This window comes from Bradyrhizobium centrosematis (assembly GCF_045571495.1).
In the GTDB taxonomy this organism is placed as follows: Bacteria; Pseudomonadota; Alphaproteobacteria; order Rhizobiales; family Xanthobacteraceae; genus Bradyrhizobium; species Bradyrhizobium centrosematis.
This window is the reverse complement of sequence record NZ_CP120703.1, coordinates 4,318,484-4,334,355: the sequence shown is the minus strand read 5'-3', so window position 1 is coordinate 4,334,355 and position 15,872 is coordinate 4,318,484. Positions and strand designations below refer to the sequence as shown.

The window sequence follows — 15,872 nt, the reverse complement described above, 5'->3', positions numbered from 1 at the left end:
GAGGCGGCAGGGGGAATGACAGTGCTGCAGCCCGAGCTTCAATCCCGGCAGGCAAGGCGAAACACTGGCGACATGGTCTGGATTCCAGGCGGCACTTTCCGCATGGGCTCGGACCGGCACTACCCGGAGGAAGCTCCTTCTCACAATGTGCAGGTCGACGGCTTCTGGATTGATCTCACTCCGGTGACGAACCGACAGTTCAAAGAGTTCGTCAACGCCACAGGTCACATCACGACGGCACAGATCGCGCCCGACCCCAAAGACTACCCCGGCGCACTGCCGAGCATGCTGTACGCAGGATCCTTGGTGTTCTCGCCGCCGCAGCACATCCGGGACACAGCTGACTGGAGCCAGTGGTGGACCTTCAAGAAGGACGCGAACTGGCGGCGTCCGAGCGGTCCCGGCAGCAACATCAGGGATCTGCAAGATCATCCCGTGGTCCACGTGTCGTATGCGGATGCGCTCGCCTACGCGAATTGGGCGGGAAAGGAGCTTGCCACCGAGGCGGAATGGGAGTTCGCCGCAAGGGGCGGGCTCGACGGCGAGGAGTACGCCTGGGGCAATGCCTTCACGCCGTCGGGTCGCCACATGGCGAACACCTGGCAAGGGATCTTTCCCTTGGAGAACCGCTGCGAGGACGGCTTCGAGCGAACATCGCCCGTGAAGGCCTTCCCGCCGAACGGCTTCGGCCTCTACGACATGATCGGCAACGTCTGGGAGTGGACGTCCGATTGGTGGTCCTCTGGACATCAGGCGGATGAACCGAAGTCCTGCTGTATTCCGCAGAACCCGCGGGGTGGTCCCGAAGCGGCGAGCTACGATCCGCAGCAACCGAATATCCGTATTCCACGCAAAGTGCTGAAGGGCGGCTCGCACCTTTGCGCGCCCAACTACTGCAGACGATACCGACCAGCAGCACGACACGCCGAGGCCGTGGACACGTCGACGAGTCACGTCGGCTTCCGATGCGTGATGAGGCCGCGTCGGGACCGTACAAAGGATTCAAACTTTGCAGGTGAGGAGGCAGTATGAGCAGGGACGTGACATCTAGCAGAGGTCGCGGCGAGCAACAGCGCCGTCTGGACATCGGTCGCCGCGATTTGTTGCTGGGGACGTCCCTGGTCACGGCAGCCACGTTGGCCGGGCCCGCTCTTGCGCAAGCTCCTAAGGCCGGCACGTCAGCCGCGCCCACTACGCCCGCCGTTTCGTCAGGTCGTAAGCCGAACGTCCTCGTCATATTCGGCGACGACATCGGACAGACGAATCTCTCGGCCTACTCCCTCGGCCTGATGGGATATCGCACTCCGAACATCGACCGCATCGCCAAAGAAGGCATGATGTTCACGGACTACTATGCCGAGCAGAGCTGCACGGCGGGGCGCTCGTCCTTCATTACGGGACAATGCACGTTGCGCACCGGCCTCTCGAAAGTCGGCATTCCCGGATCCACGATCGGCCTCCAGCCGCGGGATGTCACGATCGCGGAGCTCTTGAAGCCTATGGGCTATGCCACGGGCCAGTTCGGCAAGAATCACCTCGGCGATCGCAACGAGTTCTTGCCGACCGTCCACGGCTTCGACGAATTTTTCGGCAACCTCTACCACCTGAACGCAGAGGAGGATCCGGAGTCCTTCACCTATCCGCAGGACCCCGCTGTAAAGGCCCAGATCGCGCCTCGAGGCGTGCTGAAGTGCAAGGCCTCCGACCGCGACGATCCCACCACGCATCCGCGCTGGGGCAAAGTCGGCAAACAGACGATCGAGGACACCGGCCCACTCACGAAGAAGCGGATGGAGACGATCGACGACGAGACCTCTGCGGCTGCGATCGATTTCATCCAGCGTCAGTCTCGCTCGAATATGCCGTTCTTCTGCTGGTACAACGCGACGCGCATGCATTTTCGCACCCACGTTCGCGCAGATCACCGCGACAAGCCGGGCCTGACAGCACGGACGGAATATGCCGACGGCATGATCGAGCACGACGACACGGTCGGACGCATCCTCAAGGCAATCGATGATCTCGGAATCGCCAACGACACGATCGTGCTCTACACGACCGACAACGGCCCGCATCAGAACTCCTGGCCCGACGCGGGGACTACGCCCTTCAGGAGCGAGAAGAACACGAATTGGGAGGGAGCTTTCAGGGTGCCTTGCATGATCCGCTGGCCGGGCCGCATTCAGGCGGGCTCGGTCTCGAACGAGATCGTCAGCGGCCTGGATTGGATGCCCACCCTCCTTGCCGCAGCCGGTGATCCCGACATCACGCAGAAGCTGCTCACCGGGCATAAGATCGGCGAGCGGACGTTCAAGGTCCACCTCGACGGGTTCAACCAGCTTCCGTACATCACCGGTCAGCAGGAGCGCGGCGCGCGCAAGGAGTACGTCTATTTCAACGACGACGGCGACTTGGTCGCGCTGCGCGTCGAGAACTGGAAGATCGTATTCGAGGAGCAGCGCGCGAACGGAACTCTCCGTATTTGGGCCGAACCCTTCACCAAGCTGCGCATGCCCAAGTTCTTCGACCTGCGATCGGACCCATACGAAAGGGCGGACATCACCTCGAACAGCTACTACGACTGGATTCTGAGCAATCCAGCGCCGGTTCTGTTCGGACCACCCGTCGTCGCCAAGTTCCTCGCCACCTTCAAGGAGTTTCCGCCCAGCCAGCGCCCGCAGAGCTTCAGTATCGATCAGATCGTGGAGAAGATGCAGAAGAGCTTCGAGGCGATTCAGAGCAACTGAGGGAGCGAAGATCGGTGACGGCCTATGACATCCTCGCATGGATCCTCCTCGGCATCCTGATCGCCGTGATCATCCTTGTGCTATGGCTGATGGGTTCGACTCCCGGTCACGTCGCAAGGCGCCGAGGGCACCCCTGGGCCGAAGCCGTCGCAGTCGCCGGCTGGATCACGCTGATCTTCGGCTTCGCGCTGTGGCCGGTCGCCTTGATCTGGGCCTATGTGGATGTGCCGGCGAGGCGGCCGGCGGAGCCGCAGCCATGATGATCGCACTGATGGCGCTCTATCTGGCGCTGCTGTTCACGTTGGTCTGGCTGGGGCTCATCCGCTTCACCACGTTCTGGAAGTCCTCGCCTCTCATCGTGCTGCTGCTCCTGAACGTGTTGCTGTTCATTCCGATGGGGTGGGGCGCGCCGCAAGGCAAAGCGCTGGTCTACCGGAACGCCGTGGCCATCGTCCCCGACGTGGCCGGCGAAGTCGTCGACGTCCCCGTCCAGCCAAATACGCCCCTCAAGCAGGGCGACGTGTTGTTTCGGATCGATCCCGTTCCATTCGAAGCCCAAGTCAAAGCGATCGAGGCGCAGCTCAAATTATCGAGCACCCGGCTAGACCAGATGACCAGGCTCTACGAACGAGACGCGGGCCGCGCCTTCGACGTCGAGCAACGACAGTCCGAGGTCGACCAGTTAAAGGCGCAATTGGAGGGGGCCCGGTGGAACCTGGACAAGACCACCGTCAGAGCGCCGGCCGAGGGGTATGTCACCAATCTGGCGCTGCGCACGGGAGCGCGAGTGAGCAATCTTTCCGTCTCACCGGTGATGGCGTTCATCGACACGTCTGCAACCCACGTGGTGGTCGAAGTCGACCAGATCGATGCGCGTTATGTAGCTGCTGGTCAGGAGGTGGAGATCGCGTTCAAGTTCGCGCCGGGACAAGTCGTCAGTGGGAAGGTCGACAGCGTCCTTCAGGCGGTTGCGACGGGACAGGCGCAAATTTCCGGAGCGGCCGTGATGCCCAAGACGATCACGTCCGTTCCGTTCGTCGTCCGCGTCGTGCTGGACGACGCCATGTTTGCGCAACGGCTGCCCGCCGGCGCGACCGGCACGGCCGCGATATTCACCGATCGCGTCAAGATCAGCCATGTCATTCGCCGGATCCTGCTGAGGCAGGTCGCAATTCTCGACTACGTAAATCCGTTTTGAGCTGGAGGGAGGAGCACGAAATGAGAAGAGCATTACTTGCCGCGTTTTCGCTGTTCTGTCTTGCCGGCGCTCCCGCCGCGCAGACGTCGCCGCTGCAAGATCGTCTCGTCAGAAGCCGCGCGGTCGAAGCCGTGATCTGGGGCATGCCCGTCGTGAACTACGAACTGATGCGGCAGGAGATGCTGACCAAGACGAAAGCCAAGGTGGGCGAAGTCGTCTATTGGGGACGCGCGCTGGACTGGATGAATCAGACGCTGACGCCGAACCCCGACACCATCTACTTCATGACTTTTTTCGATACGCATGCTGGCCCTGTTGTCATCGATGTTCCACCCGCCGACCAGAGCGGTTCGCTCAACGTCAACATGGTGACGATCTGGCAGATGCCGCTCGAAGATGCCGGCTTGCTTGGCGTCGACAAAGGTGCAGGAGGAAAATTCGTCATCTTGCCGCCCGGTCATACGGCGGCGCCGCCGACCGGCTACACGCCGCTCCAATCCGATACGTATGAGGGATATGCGCTCATTCGCTCGAACATGAATAGTCACAGCGACGCCGACGTGGCGAAGTCGATCGCTTATGGCAAGAAGATCAAGATCTACCCGCTCGCTGCGGCAGCCAACCCGCCGCCCACCGTGTTCACCGACGCGCAGGATATCCTGTTCGATTCCACCATCCGGTTCGACTCCACCTATTTCGAGAATCTGAACAGGGTCATCCAGCGAGACACCTGGCTCGAGCGCGACAGGGCGATGATCGACACGCTTCGGACGCTCGGCATCGAGAAAGGCAAGCCGTACAAGCCAGATGCCCACCTGCGCGTCATCCTCGATGAAGCTGCAGTCGACGCCAAAGCCTGGCTCGATGCGCGCTACGAAGCCGGTTGGGAAACCTTCTATCCCGGGACGAACTGGCGCCCGGGCGGCGTGCCGGAGCTCGCGAAAGCCATGTCCGCCCGTTATGCAGAGCTCGAGTCATATCCGCTCGATTGGCGCGGCATGATCTATACGCTCGGCTTTATCGGCATCAAGCGCCTCGGTGTCGGCCAGTTCTACCTGCTGACACCTAAATCCAAAGACGGGCAGACCCTCGACGGCGGCAACGCCTATAAGTTGACCGTGCCGCCGAACGTCCCGATCGATCAATACTGGTCCGTGACCGTCTACGACCGACAGACCCACGCGCTCGTTCGCAACATGAGCCGTGCCAGCCGCGCTTCCAACAGCACCGACGTGAAGAAGAATCCGGACGGCTCGATCGACATCTATTTTGGACCCAAAGCGCCGGTTGGAAAGGAATCGAACTGGGTGCCGACCGATCCCGAGCGCGAGTTCGAGCTGATGTTTCGCGCCTACGGGCCTAAGAAGGAGTTCTTCGAAAAGCAATGGTCGCTGCCGGACGTCGAGAAAGTCGCTGCGCAATAGGTGATGCCACGGCGGCAGGCGCAAGATTCGCAAAATGGGGTCTGGGTGAATTTCTACTATCTGCCCAGCATCACCGGGAAGAACATATGGCTGCTCGGCCAGGCCTTGTTCTTCGCGGTCTACTTCACGGGAATCGTGCTCACGTTCAATGACGCGCAGAACGTCCTGACGAGCTTTGCAGCAACCAGTGAGGGGGTAAAGCCATGACCATCAAGACACGTCGAAAAACGTCCTCCGCCCGGACGCTGCCGTCACCATGCTCTGAAAGCGGGGACAATGAATGGCGAAGGAAAGCCATGAAGCGATGTACAGTGCTCTGCGCGCTCTTGCTTGGCGCAACAACATCAATGATCGAGGTCGATACGGCCCGCGCCGATGCCGGCGGTGTCGGCTTTTGGCTGCCGGGCATCTTCGGCAGCCTTGCCGCTGCGCCGACGGTGCCGGGCTGGGCCTACGCGTCGATCTATCTACACCTGCAGGCCGATGCGGGAGCCACCAAGAATTTCGTCACGAGCGGCGGCGCAAGCGGGTCCGTCGTCACCGGGCTGAACGCGCACGCCGATGCGCTCGCCCTTGGCATCACCTACGTCTCACCGACCCCCGTGCTTGGCGGGCAAGCCGCGATCTCGTTGATCGCTGCGCCGGGCAATGTCGGTCTCGGGATCGACGCCACGCTGACCGGCCCCGCCGGAAACGTCATTTCAGGAGGCAGAACTGACAATCGGACCACGGTCTCCGATGTGTTCTATCAAGGCACGCTCAAATGGAATCAGGGCGTCCACAATGAGATGGTCTACATCACCAGCAACATCCCGAGCGGCACCTACGATCCGACCCGTCTGGCAAACCTCAATCTTGGCTTCGTCGCCTGGGATGCAGGTGCCGGCTACACCTATTTCGACCCGAAGACCGGTCACGAATTCTCGGTCGTCGGCGGGCTGACCTACAGCCTGCCCAATCCCTATCTGCAGTATCAGAACGGCCTCGACTTCCACGTCGATTGGGCGGCGTCGCAATTCCTCAGCAAGCACCTCCAGGTCGGCGTAGCCGGTTACTTTTACCAGCAGATCACCGATGATTCCGGTCCGGGCGCCAAGCTCGGCGGCTTCCGCGGGCGTGCGATTGGCATCGGACCGCAGATAGGTTTCATCATTCCGATGTCGGACGGCTATCAGGGATATCTGAACATTAAGGGCTACAAGGATCTGGAGGTCGAGAACCGTGCGAGCACTTGGAGCACATGGGTGACCTTCGCGGTTTCGCCGGCTCCGCCAGAACCCGCGTCAGCAAACTCGGCGGTTCGAAAGCGCTGAGAGGGCTCCCTTTGCCGCGCGCTCCGGAGGAGCGGCTGAAGAGCCTGCCTGATCTGCCGACCGCCGACGAGGCCGGCCTCAAGGGGTTCGAGCTCGGCGTCTGGCACGGCCTCTATGCGCCCAAGGGCACGCCGCCGGCGGTCGTTCAGAAGCTGACGGCAGCGCTGCAGACCGCGCTGAAGGATCCCGCCCTGATCGCGCGGTTCAACGACATCAACACCGAGCCGGTGCCGCAGGACAAGGCGACGCCGGAGGCGTTGGGCGCGATGCTGACGAGTGAAATCGATCGCTGGGCGCCGATCATCAAGGCCGCCGGGCAATACGCGGATTGAGCGAGTCCGGCGCGCGCGAGCCACGCTGCAGGCGGCCGATCGAGCGGGTAAAGCGCAGCCCGTTCAATAGCTAAGCGTTCGGTATTATAATGCCGGTACGGTGCATGGGGTTGTTTTGCAGGTTTTGATCAGGCGGCCTCGCCGCCGAGGCGCTACCCCGCCGCCTCGTCATATTGCGAGCTCGCCTCGAGCCATTGCTCTTCGGCCCGCGCCAGCGCGTCGGCAGCATTGGCGCGCGCTTTCGACAGTTGCGCGGCCTGCTTGGGATCGCGTGTAAAAATGTCGGGCAAAGCGAGCGCGGTGTCGATCTTGGTGATGATCTCGCTGACGCGGGCGATCTCGGCCTCGGCCTCCGCGATGCGCTTCTTCAAGCCTCCGCGATTGTCCGCTTTCGCCCGCTGCGGTTTCTCGCTTGGCGCGCTGCGCTCGCGCGGGGCGTCGGCGTTGCGCGTGGACAGCACCAGGCGGCGATATTCATCGAGGTCGCCGTCGTAACTGGTCACGGTGCGATCGGCGACGATCCAGAGACGATCGGCGCAGGCCTCGATCAGATAGCGGTCGTGCGAGACCATGATCACCGCGCCGGGAAATTCGTTGATCGCTTCGGCCAAGGCGCCGCGGCTGTCGATATCGAGATGGTTGGTCGGCTCGTCCAGGATGATCATGTTGGGGCCGAAGAAGGTCGCAAGGCCCAGGAGCAGCCGCGCCTTCTCGCCGCCCGACAATTTGCCGGCCTTGGTGTCGGCCGCCTTGCCGGAGAAGCCGATCGCGCCGGCGCGCGCCCGCACTTTTGCTTCGGGCGCATCGCCCATCAGCTTGCGGACATGGTCGTAGGCGGAGGCGTCCTCGTTGAGCTCGTCGAGCTGGTGCTGCGCGAAATAGGCGATCGACAACTTGTCCGCGCGCGTCACCTTTCCCGAGAAGGGCGCGAGGCGCCCGGCGAGCAGCTTCACCAGCGTCGACTTGCCGTTGCCGTTGGCGCCGAGCAGCGCGATGCGGTCGTCATTGTCGATGCGCAAGGTGACGCGGCTCAGCACCGGGCTCGCCGGATCGTAGCCGACCGACGCGTTGTCCACGGCGATGATCGGCGGCGACAGGATTTTTTCCGGCGCGGGAAAGCTGATCTCGCGCACGTCCTCGGTGACCAGTGCCGTGATCGGCTTCAGCCGCTCCAGCATTTTCACGCGGGACTGCGCCTGCCGGGCTTTCGATGCCTTGGCCTTGAAGCGGTCGACGAACGCCTGCAGCCGCGCGCGTTCCGCCTCCTGGCGCTTGACCGCCTTGGCATCGAGCAGCTCGCGCGCGGCGCGCTGCTCCTCGAAGGAGGAGTAGCTGCCCTTGTAGAGCGTGAGCTTGCCCCGCTCCAGATGCAGGATCTGGTCGACCGAGCTTTCCAGGAGGTCGCGGTCGTGGCTGATCACGATCACCGTGCGCGGATAATGCGCGAGGTGATCCTCCAGCCACAGCGTGCCTTCGAGATCGAGATAGTTGGTGGGCTCGTCGAGCAGCAGAAGGTCTGGGGCCGGGAACAGCGTCGCAGCGAGCGCGACGCGCATGCGCCAGCCGCCGGAGAATTCGGCGCAGGGACGGAGCTGGTCGGCGGCGGAGAAGCCGAGGCCGGACAGGATCGCGGCGGCGCGGCTCGGGGCCGAATGCGCATCGATGTCGACCAGGCGAGTCTGGATCTCGGCGATCCGATGCGGATCGGTCGCGCTCTCGGCCTCGTGCAGCAACGCGTCGCGCTCGAGGTCGGCCTTGAGCACGACGGAGATCAGGCTCTCGGGCCCGTTCGGGGCCTCCTGCGCCAGGCTGCCGATGCGCCAGCGCGGCGGCAGGGTCACCGAGCCGTGCTCGGCGGCGAGCTCACCGCGGATCACCTTGAACAGCGTCGACTTGCCGGTGCCGTTGCGTCCGACCAGGCCGACGCGCGATCCCGGCGCGATCTGCACGGAACTCTGGTCAATCAGAAGGCGTCCGGCGAGGCGGATGGAGAGGTCGGAGATGACAAGCATGCGGCCTTGTCACCGCAGGCGGGATCAAACGCAACCCGTTTTTCCGCGCCCGCAGCTCAGTGCGGCTCGCGGTCCCGCCGCTGCAGCTCGTTCAGGAGCTGCTCGAGATAGGTCGGGAGCCGAGGTTCGGGACGCAGGCTCTGCTGGAGCCGTTCGCCCACGGCATCGCAAATCGATCGGCTGGTGCGCCGGTCGATCTGTTCGCTGTCATCGGCAAAAAGGCCAGCCATCGCGCAGGTTCCGTGTTCTCAAACTATCGACGCCGTACCAAGTCATTGGCCCCCAAAATGGTTTCGCGATTCCCGGGGATGTTGGGCATTCTCGTCAAAATTGTATGAATCCCGCCATGTCCGCCGAAAATGCGGAGCCCCGGCGGGGGGATCGCCGGGGCTCCTCTCGGAAGGTACCTGTGGGGGCGCAGATACCTGTCGGTCTTGGAAGGTGCTGTCGGGCTCAGTAGCAGCGGTTGATCAGCCGCCAGCGGGGTCCCCAGGGGGTCGGGACCAGCCGGCGCACATAGCAGCCGCCATAGCCGTAGGAGACGGGGGCATAGAAGCGCGGCCCACCCCAGCCGTAGCCATGGTGCCAGCCGCCGTGCCAGCCCCAGCCGCCGCCATGCCAGTGAGCGGAGGCCGAGGTCGGCGCCAGCGCGGCACCGAGCGCAACCGCAGCGACAGCGGCAAGCGAAAGTTTCCTCAACATGGTGATCTCCTCAAAACTGCCGGCGCGGGGGCAATCCGCGTCGATGAAAAAGGCCGCCGAAACGTTCCGCCTGCAACTTAAGGCTTCGGTTTCGATAGGCTGACCTTACGCCGATGAGGCTGAACCAAACCCTGAATGGAGGCTTCAGATTCGGTTCATCTGGGTGAAATCTCGGTAATCCACCTGGTGGATATATCCCCGGGCAGCCTGCGGCGAAGCGCCCGTGAGCGGGTTTGGGCGGTCGCTTGCCGTCGGGCAAAGGCGCCGATATAAGCCCCGCAACTCGACAACCACCGCTTTTCTTCCCTAAGGACAAGATTATGGCCATCGAACGCACTTTCTCGATCATCAAGCCCGACGCGACCGAGCGTAACCTGACCGGTGCGGTCAACGCCGTGATCGAGAAGGCGGGCCTGCGCATCGTCGCGCAGAAGCGCATCCGCATGACCAAGGAACAGGCCGAGACCTTCTATGCCGTCCACAAGGCGCGCCCGTTCTTCGGCGAACTGGTCGACTTCATGACCTCCGGTCCGGTCGTCGTGCAGGTGCTGGAAGGCGAGGGTGCGATCGCCAAGTATCGCGAGGTGATGGGCGCGACCGATCCGGCCAAGGCCGCCGAGGGCACCGTCCGCAAGCTCTACGCAAAGTCGATCGGCGAGAACTCGGTGCATGGCTCGGACGCGCCGGAGACCGCGGCGATCGAGATCGCGCAGTTCTTCTCCGGCAACGAGATCGTCGGCTGATCGATTAGCCGACAGGTTAGGACGACGGGGCGAAAGGACTCATTGTGAACTGGCTCTGGCAGATCTTCGATCCCGCTACGATCGGGGCATTCTTCACCCAGTTCCGCAATGAGATGGCCGAACCGACCTTCTGGATCGCGGTCGGCAAGATCATCTGGATCAATATTCTGCTGTCCGGCGACAACGCGCTGGTGATCGCGCTCGCCTGCCGCGGCCTGTCGCCGCGGCACCGGCTGTGGGGCATGATCTTCGGTGCCGGCGCGGCGGTGATGCTGCGCATCATCTTCACCGGCATCGTCGCGAGCCTTATGGAGCTGCCGTATCTCAAGCTCGTCGGCGGTCTTGCGCTGATCGTGATCGCGGCCAAGCTCCTGGTGCCGGAAAACGAGGACGAGGACGACGTCGAGTCCGCCTCGCATCTGTGGCAGGCCATTCAGATCGTCGTGGTCGCCGACATCGTCATGAGTCTCGACAACGTCATCGCGGTGGCCGCCGCTGCCAATGGCAGCGCGCCGCTCCTGATCCTCGGCCTTGCCATCAGCGTGCCGCTGATCGTCGCCGGTGCGGCGCTGATCATGGCGCTGCTGGCAAGACTGCCGGTGCTGGTCTGGGCCGGTGCGGCGCTGCTCGGCTGGATCGCGGGCGAGGTGATCGCGACCGACCCCGGCATCGCGCCTAAGCTGCATACGCTGTTCGACGGCCCGTTCGGCGCCTCGCTCGACTCGATGTTCGGTGCCTTGCGTGTCCCGCTGCAGTTCGGCCATGGCGGCGCCGGCGGCGAATATTTCTGCGCCGCGCTCGGCGTGGTCGTCGTGCTGGTGGTCGGCACCATCTGGCGTCGGCGCAGCTTGACCGCTGCCGCGCTGGAATCGTCCGAGCGCCACGCCAGGGCGTCGGCCGAGTAGTCGGTTCAGTCGATCGTACCGAATTCCGTCACCGGCATCGTCCAGTAGACCATCCTGGTTCCGGCGAACGAAACCCGCAGCCGGTCGAGCAGGCGGCTGGCATCGTTCCTTGCCAGCACCACTTGCACGACGGTCTGGTCGGCATGGCCCTTCACGCGTTCGGCGGCCGTCAGCAATCGGACCTCAGTGCCGTGACCTGAGCCCTGAGAGGCCGTGAATCCCGAAACCAGATCGGTCTGTTCTGCGAGATCGTCGAACACCTCGTCGCGGAGCTGATGCGGCACGATCAGGGTGAGACAGACGGGCTGGTCGGTCATTTCGCCACCTTCGATGTCCCGCCATAGCGGCGATACAGGATCGGCAGGAGAATCAGCGTGAGCAGGGTGGAGGACAGCAGCCCTCCGATCACGACCACGGCGAGCGGCCGCTGCACTTCGGATCCTGGACCGGAAGCGAACAGAAGCGGGATCAGGCCCAGCGCCGTGATGCTCGCGGTCATCAGCACCGGCCGAAGCCTGCGCATGGCGCCTTCGACGACGATACGATCCTCGGGAAGACCGTGGGCGCGGAGCTGATTGAAGTAGGACACCAGGACGACGCCGTTGAGCACGGCGATGCCGAGCAGCGCGATGAAGCCGACGGAGGCCGGCACCGACAGATACTCACCCGTCACGACCAGCGCGAAGACGCCGCCGATCAGGGCGAAGGGAATGTTGACGAGCACCAGCAAGGCCTGCCGGATGGCACCGAACGTGGTGAAGAGCAGCACGAAGATCAGGCCGATCGCGACGGGCACCACCACCGACAGGCGCGCGGCGGCGCGTTGCTGGTTCTCGAACTGCCCGCCCCAGGTCAGCCGGTAGCCGTTTGGAAGCGGGAGTTCGTTCATCACCTTCAGGCGGGCGGCGTCGACGAAGCCGACCATGTCGCGACCGCGAATGTTGGCGCGCACCACGCTCATGCGAGCGCCGTCCTCGCGATCGATCTTTACGGGGCCGTCCACGCGCTGGATGCGGGCGACCTGCGACAGCGCGACGTGCCGTCCGGACGCGAGCGTCAGCGGCAGGCTCGCCAGCAGCGTCGGCGCCTCCCGTGTCGTCTCGCTGCCTCGGACCAGTATCGGCGTGCGGCGTCCTTCCTCCAGCGCGGTCCCGATCGTTCGGCCCTCGATCTGGGTTCGGAGCGAGTTGACGATGGAGTCCACGGTCAGGCCGAGGCGGCCGGCCTCCATGCGATTGACCGCGACCGTGTAATATTGGGCGCCCTCGTTCAGCGTGGTGTAGACGTCCTCGGCACCCTCGATGCTGGAGAGGATCGCCGACAGTTTTGCCGCGGTTTCGTTCAGCTTGGCGATGTCGGGGCCGAAGATCTTGACCGCGACGTCGCCGCGCACGCCGCTGATCATCTCCTGCACGCGCATGTCGATCGGCTGGGTGAAGCTGAGCGAGATGCCGGGAAAGCCGCTCAGGATCTCGCGAAGCTTCTGCAGCAGGACCTCGCGATTGTCGGTCGTTCTCTCGGCGGCCGGCTTGAGCACCAGGAAGGTGTCAGTCTGGTTGGGGCCCATCGGATCGAGGCCGAGCTCGTCCGACCCGGTTCGGGCGACGATGCCGGCAATATCAGGTACGGTCAGCAGCGCGGCTTGCAGCCTTGCATTCAGCGCAAGCGATTCGTCGAGGTTGACGGACGGAAGCGTCTCCACGCTGACGATGACGTCGCCCTCGTCCATCGTCGGCATGAAGGTCTTGCCGAGCTTGGTGTAGGCGAAGCCCGCCGCGACCAACCCGATCAGCGCCGCAGCCATCACCTTGCGCTCGTTGTTCAAGGCCCAATTCAATGCCGGCGCGTAGACCCGTTGTGCCGTGCGCACCAGCACGGGATCGCGATGCGATGCGGATTTGAGCACGAACGACGTCGCGACCGGGATCACGGTGAGCGCCAGCAGCAGCGAGCCGGCCAGCGCGAAAATGATCGCGAGCGCGACCGGGATGAACAGCTTCCCCTCCAAACCCTGCAAGGTCAGCAGGGGCACGAACACGATGATGATGATGAGCACGCCAGAGGCGACCGGCTCCAGCACTTCGCAAACCGAACGGTAAACCAGGTGGATCAACGGCGCGGACTTGCCCGCCTCGTGCTTGCCGAGGTTGCCGACGATGTTCTCGACCACGACCACCAGTGCGTCGATCAGCATGCCGATTGCGATCGCAAGCCCGCCGAGGCTCATCAGGTTGGCCGACATTCCGACCAGACGCATGACGATCAAGGCGATCACAATGGCGAGCGGCAGGCTGAGGGCGATCACCAGTGAGGCCCGCCAGTTGCCGAGGAAAAGCAGCAGAAGAACGATGACGAGGGCGGTGGCCTCGCCGAGGGCCCGCACGACGGTGCCGACCGCTCGGTTGACCAGGCGGCTGCGATCATAGAACACGTTGATCGACACGCTCTTCGGTAGCGCGCCCTGCAGCTCGGCGAGCCGGGCGCGCACGTCGCGGATCAGCTGGCCCGCGTTGGCGCCGCGCAAGCCGAGGACCAACCCCTCGACGGTTTCGCCGCGGCCGTCCGCAGTGACGGCGCCATAGCGCGTCAGCGTGCCGACCTTGACGCTCGCCACGTCGTTGACCAGGATCGGCACGCCTTCGCGAGTGTCGACGACGATGGCCTTGATGTCCTCGATCGAGCGGATGCTGCCTTCGATCCGAACCAGGGCGCTGTCCTCGCCCTGGTTCACCCGTCCGGCACCGTCGTTGCGGCTGTTGGCTTCGATGGCCCGGCGAAACAGGTCGTAGGAGATGCCGCGCGCAGCAAGCGCATCGTTGCGCGGTACGATCTCGAACGCGCGGACATAACCGCCGAGCGCGTTGACGTCCGCAACCCCGGGGACTGTGCGCAGGGCAGGGCGGATCACCCAATCGAGCAGGGTCCGGCGCTCGGCGAGCGAGAGCTCGGGACTGTCGATCGTGAACATGAACATCTCGCCGAGCGGACTCGTGATCGGCGCAAGGCCGCCGCTCACCCCGTCTGGGAAATCGCGCGAGATGTTCGACAGCCGCTCCGAGACCTGGTTGCGCGCCCAGTAGATGTCGGTGCCGTCCTCGAAATCGACGGTAATGTCGGCCAGCGCATATTTCGTGGTCGAACGAAGCATCTTCTTGTTCGGCAATCCAAGCAGCTCGAGCTCGATCGGAACGGTGATGCGCTGCTCGACCTCTTCGGGGGTGAGACCCGGCGCCTTCATGATGATCTTGACCTGAACCGGCGAGACGTCGGGAAAGGCGTCGATTGGAAGGCCGGGCAGAAGGACAGCTCCGGCGCCGATCACCAGCAGCACACCCAGCACAACGAACAGTCGCTGGGAGAGCGCGAACGCAACCAGGCGCCGAAGCATCTATTGCCCCAGTCCGGAGAGAATGCCGCGAAGTGCCGACACGCCGCCAATCGCGATCGCATCCCGTTCGGTGATAGGGCCCGACACGACGACATGGTCCTGATCTTCCGCAAGCAGCTTGACCGGGACCAGGCGGAAGCCGCCCTCGATGGCGACGAAGACTGACGTCTGCTCGCCTCGCCGGATCAGCCCACTATAGGGAATCTCAAAGGCGCTTTCGCCGGCGGAGAGGAAGCCGATGCGGGCAGCAGTGGTCTGACCGGGATGCAGTTCGCCGTCATTGGGGACCTCCGCGCGAACCAGAATCGTCTGGGTGGCAGCGTCGACGGTCTCGGAGACCAGGACGACCTTGCCGGGAATGGCATAGCCTTCGATCTCGACTTTGGCGCCCGTGTGGACCACTCGAATATTGGCGGCAGGCACCGCGATTTCGGCCCACAGCGGTGAGAGCCGCGCCAGCTTGACGAGCGGGGCGGACTGTTCGAGCCGTTGCCCCGGCGATACCGCGACCTCGACCACGGATGCGGTTTGCGGCGCATTGACCGTGAGCGTGCCGCTGATCGCGGCCTCCTGAGCTAGCCGGGAGATCGCATCGTCTGACATCCCGCTCAGACGCAGCATCTGGCGCCGTTCGGCGACGACGAGAGCGGCCTGGCGCGCTTCCGCCTGACTGGCCTCCAGCACGCGTTGCGGCACGGCCTTGCCCTCGAACAGATCGACGTTGCGATTGAGCTGCTGATTGGCGAGATGTTCCTGCGCAATCGCGTGCAAATAGTCGCGCTGCTGGGAGACGAAGCTTGGACTCTCCAGGGTGACCAGCGGCTGGCCGGCCGAGGCGCGATCACCGCGCCCGACCAGGAGATTGGCGACCATGCCGGCGACGGGCGCGCTGACGACCCACAATTGCTGCGTGGGGATCACGATTTGAACGGGATAGGGCAGCGTCAGATCGGTTCGGCTCGCGACCGGATGGGTCACGCGCACGCCGAGATTGCGCGCCTGCGCATCGCTCAGCTTGACTTCATCCTGTGCGTTCGGTGCGGAAGGCCAGGAGATCAATGCGAGCGCAAGCAGGACGCGGGCGCTCATGTTCCGAGCGAGGCTCAGA

General features: G+C 63.8%; 15 protein-coding genes and 1 pseudogene. 10 read left to right on the top strand and 6 right to left on the bottom strand.

Translation table 11 applies throughout. From position 1 onward, the window contains the following. Positions 1-15 precede the first annotated feature (15 nt). The 8 genes and pseudogenes from P6U31_RS20935 to P6U31_RS20900 form a co-directional block, all read left to right on the top strand. Positions 16-1,032: a formylglycine-generating enzyme family protein gene (locus tag P6U31_RS20935; protein WP_407183570.1), complete on the top strand. Its 1,017-nt coding sequence runs from the start codon at positions 16-18 to the stop codon at positions 1,030-1,032. Further along, positions 1,029-2,747, top strand: coding sequence for an arylsulfatase (locus P6U31_RS20930; RefSeq protein ID WP_407183569.1), 1,719 nt, complete (start codon positions 1,029-1,031; stop codon positions 2,745-2,747). The genes P6U31_RS20935 and P6U31_RS20930 overlap by 4 nt, the downstream gene beginning before the upstream one ends. 14 nt (positions 2,748-2,761) lie before the next feature. Then, the gene (locus P6U31_RS20925; RefSeq protein ID WP_407183568.1) at positions 2,762-3,007 is read left to right on the top strand and encodes a DUF3302 domain-containing protein; all 246 of its coding nucleotides are present in this window, start codon (positions 2,762-2,764) and stop codon (positions 3,005-3,007) included. Further along, positions 3,004-3,945 (top strand): HlyD family secretion protein, encoded by a 942-nt coding sequence (locus P6U31_RS20920; RefSeq protein WP_407183567.1) that lies wholly within the window; start codon positions 3,004-3,006, stop codon positions 3,943-3,945. The genes P6U31_RS20925 and P6U31_RS20920 overlap by 4 nt, the downstream gene beginning before the upstream one ends. Before the next feature lie 203 nt (positions 3,946-4,148). Continuing rightward, positions 4,149-5,369: a DUF1214 domain-containing protein gene (locus tag P6U31_RS20915; RefSeq protein WP_407183565.1), complete on the top strand. Its 1,221-nt coding sequence runs from the start codon at positions 4,149-4,151 to the stop codon at positions 5,367-5,369. Between the two features lie 45 nt (positions 5,370-5,414). Then, on the top strand, positions 5,415-5,576 hold the full coding sequence (locus P6U31_RS20910) for a hypothetical protein (protein ID WP_407183564.1): 162 nt from the start codon (positions 5,415-5,417) through the stop codon (positions 5,574-5,576). A 140-nt stretch (positions 5,577-5,716) separates the two neighbouring features. After that, positions 5,717-6,682, top strand: coding sequence for a transporter (locus P6U31_RS20905; protein ID WP_407189901.1), 966 nt, complete (start codon positions 5,717-5,719; stop codon positions 6,680-6,682). Between the two features lie 26 nt (positions 6,683-6,708). Further along, a pseudogene (locus tag P6U31_RS20900) lies at positions 6,709-7,014 on the top strand (tripartite tricarboxylate transporter substrate-binding protein); the annotation flags it as partial. A gap of 152 nt (positions 7,015-7,166) precedes the next feature. On the opposite strand, the gene P6U31_RS20895 reads toward P6U31_RS20900, so the two are convergent. From P6U31_RS20895 to P6U31_RS20885, 3 genes are all read right to left on the bottom strand, one after another. Continuing rightward, on the bottom strand, positions 7,167-9,026 hold the full coding sequence (locus P6U31_RS20895) for an ABC-F family ATP-binding cassette domain-containing protein (protein ID WP_407183563.1): 1,860 nt from the start codon (positions 9,024-9,026) through the stop codon (positions 7,167-7,169). A 56-nt stretch (positions 9,027-9,082) separates the two neighbouring features. Continuing rightward, positions 9,083-9,256 carry a hypothetical protein gene (locus P6U31_RS20890; RefSeq protein WP_407183562.1) on the bottom strand — a complete coding sequence of 58 codons (174 nt, stop codon included), beginning with the start codon at positions 9,254-9,256 and terminating at the stop codon, positions 9,083-9,085. Positions 9,257-9,479: 223 nt separating this feature from the next. Further along, positions 9,480-9,728: a sulfur globule protein precursor gene (locus P6U31_RS20885; protein ID WP_407183561.1), complete on the bottom strand. Its 249-nt coding sequence runs from the start codon at positions 9,726-9,728 to the stop codon at positions 9,480-9,482. Between the two features lie 320 nt (positions 9,729-10,048). On the opposite strand from P6U31_RS20885, the gene ndk reads away from it, so the two are divergent. Both ndk and P6U31_RS20875 read left to right on the top strand, forming a co-directional pair. Then, positions 10,049-10,471, top strand: a complete 423-nt coding sequence (ndk, locus tag P6U31_RS20880) for a nucleoside-diphosphate kinase (RefSeq protein WP_035715388.1) — start codon at positions 10,049-10,051, stop codon at positions 10,469-10,471. Positions 10,472-10,515: 44 nt separating this feature from the next. After that, positions 10,516-11,376: a TerC family protein gene (locus P6U31_RS20875; RefSeq protein WP_407183560.1), complete on the top strand. Its 861-nt coding sequence runs from the start codon at positions 10,516-10,518 to the stop codon at positions 11,374-11,376. Between the two features lie 5 nt (positions 11,377-11,381). On the opposite strand, the gene P6U31_RS20870 is transcribed toward P6U31_RS20875, so the two are convergent. The 3 genes from P6U31_RS20870 to P6U31_RS20860 are packed head-to-tail and all read right to left on the bottom strand — an operon-like array spanning position 11,382 to position 15,853. Beyond that, positions 11,382-11,693, bottom strand: coding sequence for a DUF3240 family protein (locus P6U31_RS20870; RefSeq protein WP_407183559.1), 312 nt, complete (start codon positions 11,691-11,693; stop codon positions 11,382-11,384). Then, positions 11,690-14,764, bottom strand: coding sequence for an efflux RND transporter permease subunit (locus P6U31_RS20865; protein WP_407183558.1), 3,075 nt, complete (start codon positions 14,762-14,764; stop codon positions 11,690-11,692). The genes P6U31_RS20870 and P6U31_RS20865 overlap by 4 nt, the downstream gene beginning before the upstream one ends. Next, positions 14,765-15,853, bottom strand: a complete 1,089-nt coding sequence (locus P6U31_RS20860; RefSeq protein ID WP_407183557.1) for an efflux RND transporter periplasmic adaptor subunit — start codon at positions 15,851-15,853, stop codon at positions 14,765-14,767. Between the last annotated feature and the right edge of the window lie 19 nt (positions 15,854-15,872).

Excerpts from the sequence above, each read along its gene's own strand:
- P6U31_RS20935 (WP_407183570.1), top strand. The coding sequence starts at position 16 with ATGACAGTGCTGCAGCCCGAGCTTCAATCCCGGCAGGCAAGGCGAAAC.
- P6U31_RS20930 (WP_407183569.1), top strand. The coding sequence starts at position 1,029 with ATGAGCAGGGACGTGACATCTAGCAGAGGTCGCGGCGAGCAACAGCGC.
- P6U31_RS20920 (WP_407183567.1), top strand. The coding sequence starts at position 3,004 with ATGATGATCGCACTGATGGCGCTCTATCTGGCGCTGCTGTTCACGTTG.
- P6U31_RS20905 (WP_407189901.1), top strand. The coding sequence starts at position 5,717 with ATGATCGAGGTCGATACGGCCCGCGCCGATGCCGGCGGTGTCGGCTTT.
- P6U31_RS20895 (WP_407183563.1), bottom strand. The coding sequence starts at position 9,026 with ATGCTTGTCATCTCCGACCTCTCCATCCGCCTCGCCGGACGCCTTCTG.
- P6U31_RS20890 (WP_407183562.1), bottom strand. The coding sequence starts at position 9,256 with ATGGCTGGCCTTTTTGCCGATGACAGCGAACAGATCGACCGGCGCACC.
- P6U31_RS20885 (WP_407183561.1), bottom strand. The coding sequence starts at position 9,728 with ATGTTGAGGAAACTTTCGCTTGCCGCTGTCGCTGCGGTTGCGCTCGGT.
- ndk (WP_035715388.1), top strand. The coding sequence starts at position 10,049 with ATGGCCATCGAACGCACTTTCTCGATCATCAAGCCCGACGCGACCGAG.
- P6U31_RS20870 (WP_407183559.1), bottom strand. The coding sequence starts at position 11,693 with ATGACCGACCAGCCCGTCTGTCTCACCCTGATCGTGCCGCATCAGCTC.
- P6U31_RS20865 (WP_407183558.1), bottom strand. The coding sequence starts at position 14,764 with ATGCTTCGGCGCCTGGTTGCGTTCGCGCTCTCCCAGCGACTGTTCGTT.
- P6U31_RS20860 (WP_407183557.1), bottom strand. The coding sequence starts at position 15,853 with ATGAGCGCCCGCGTCCTGCTTGCGCTCGCATTGATCTCCTGGCCTTCC.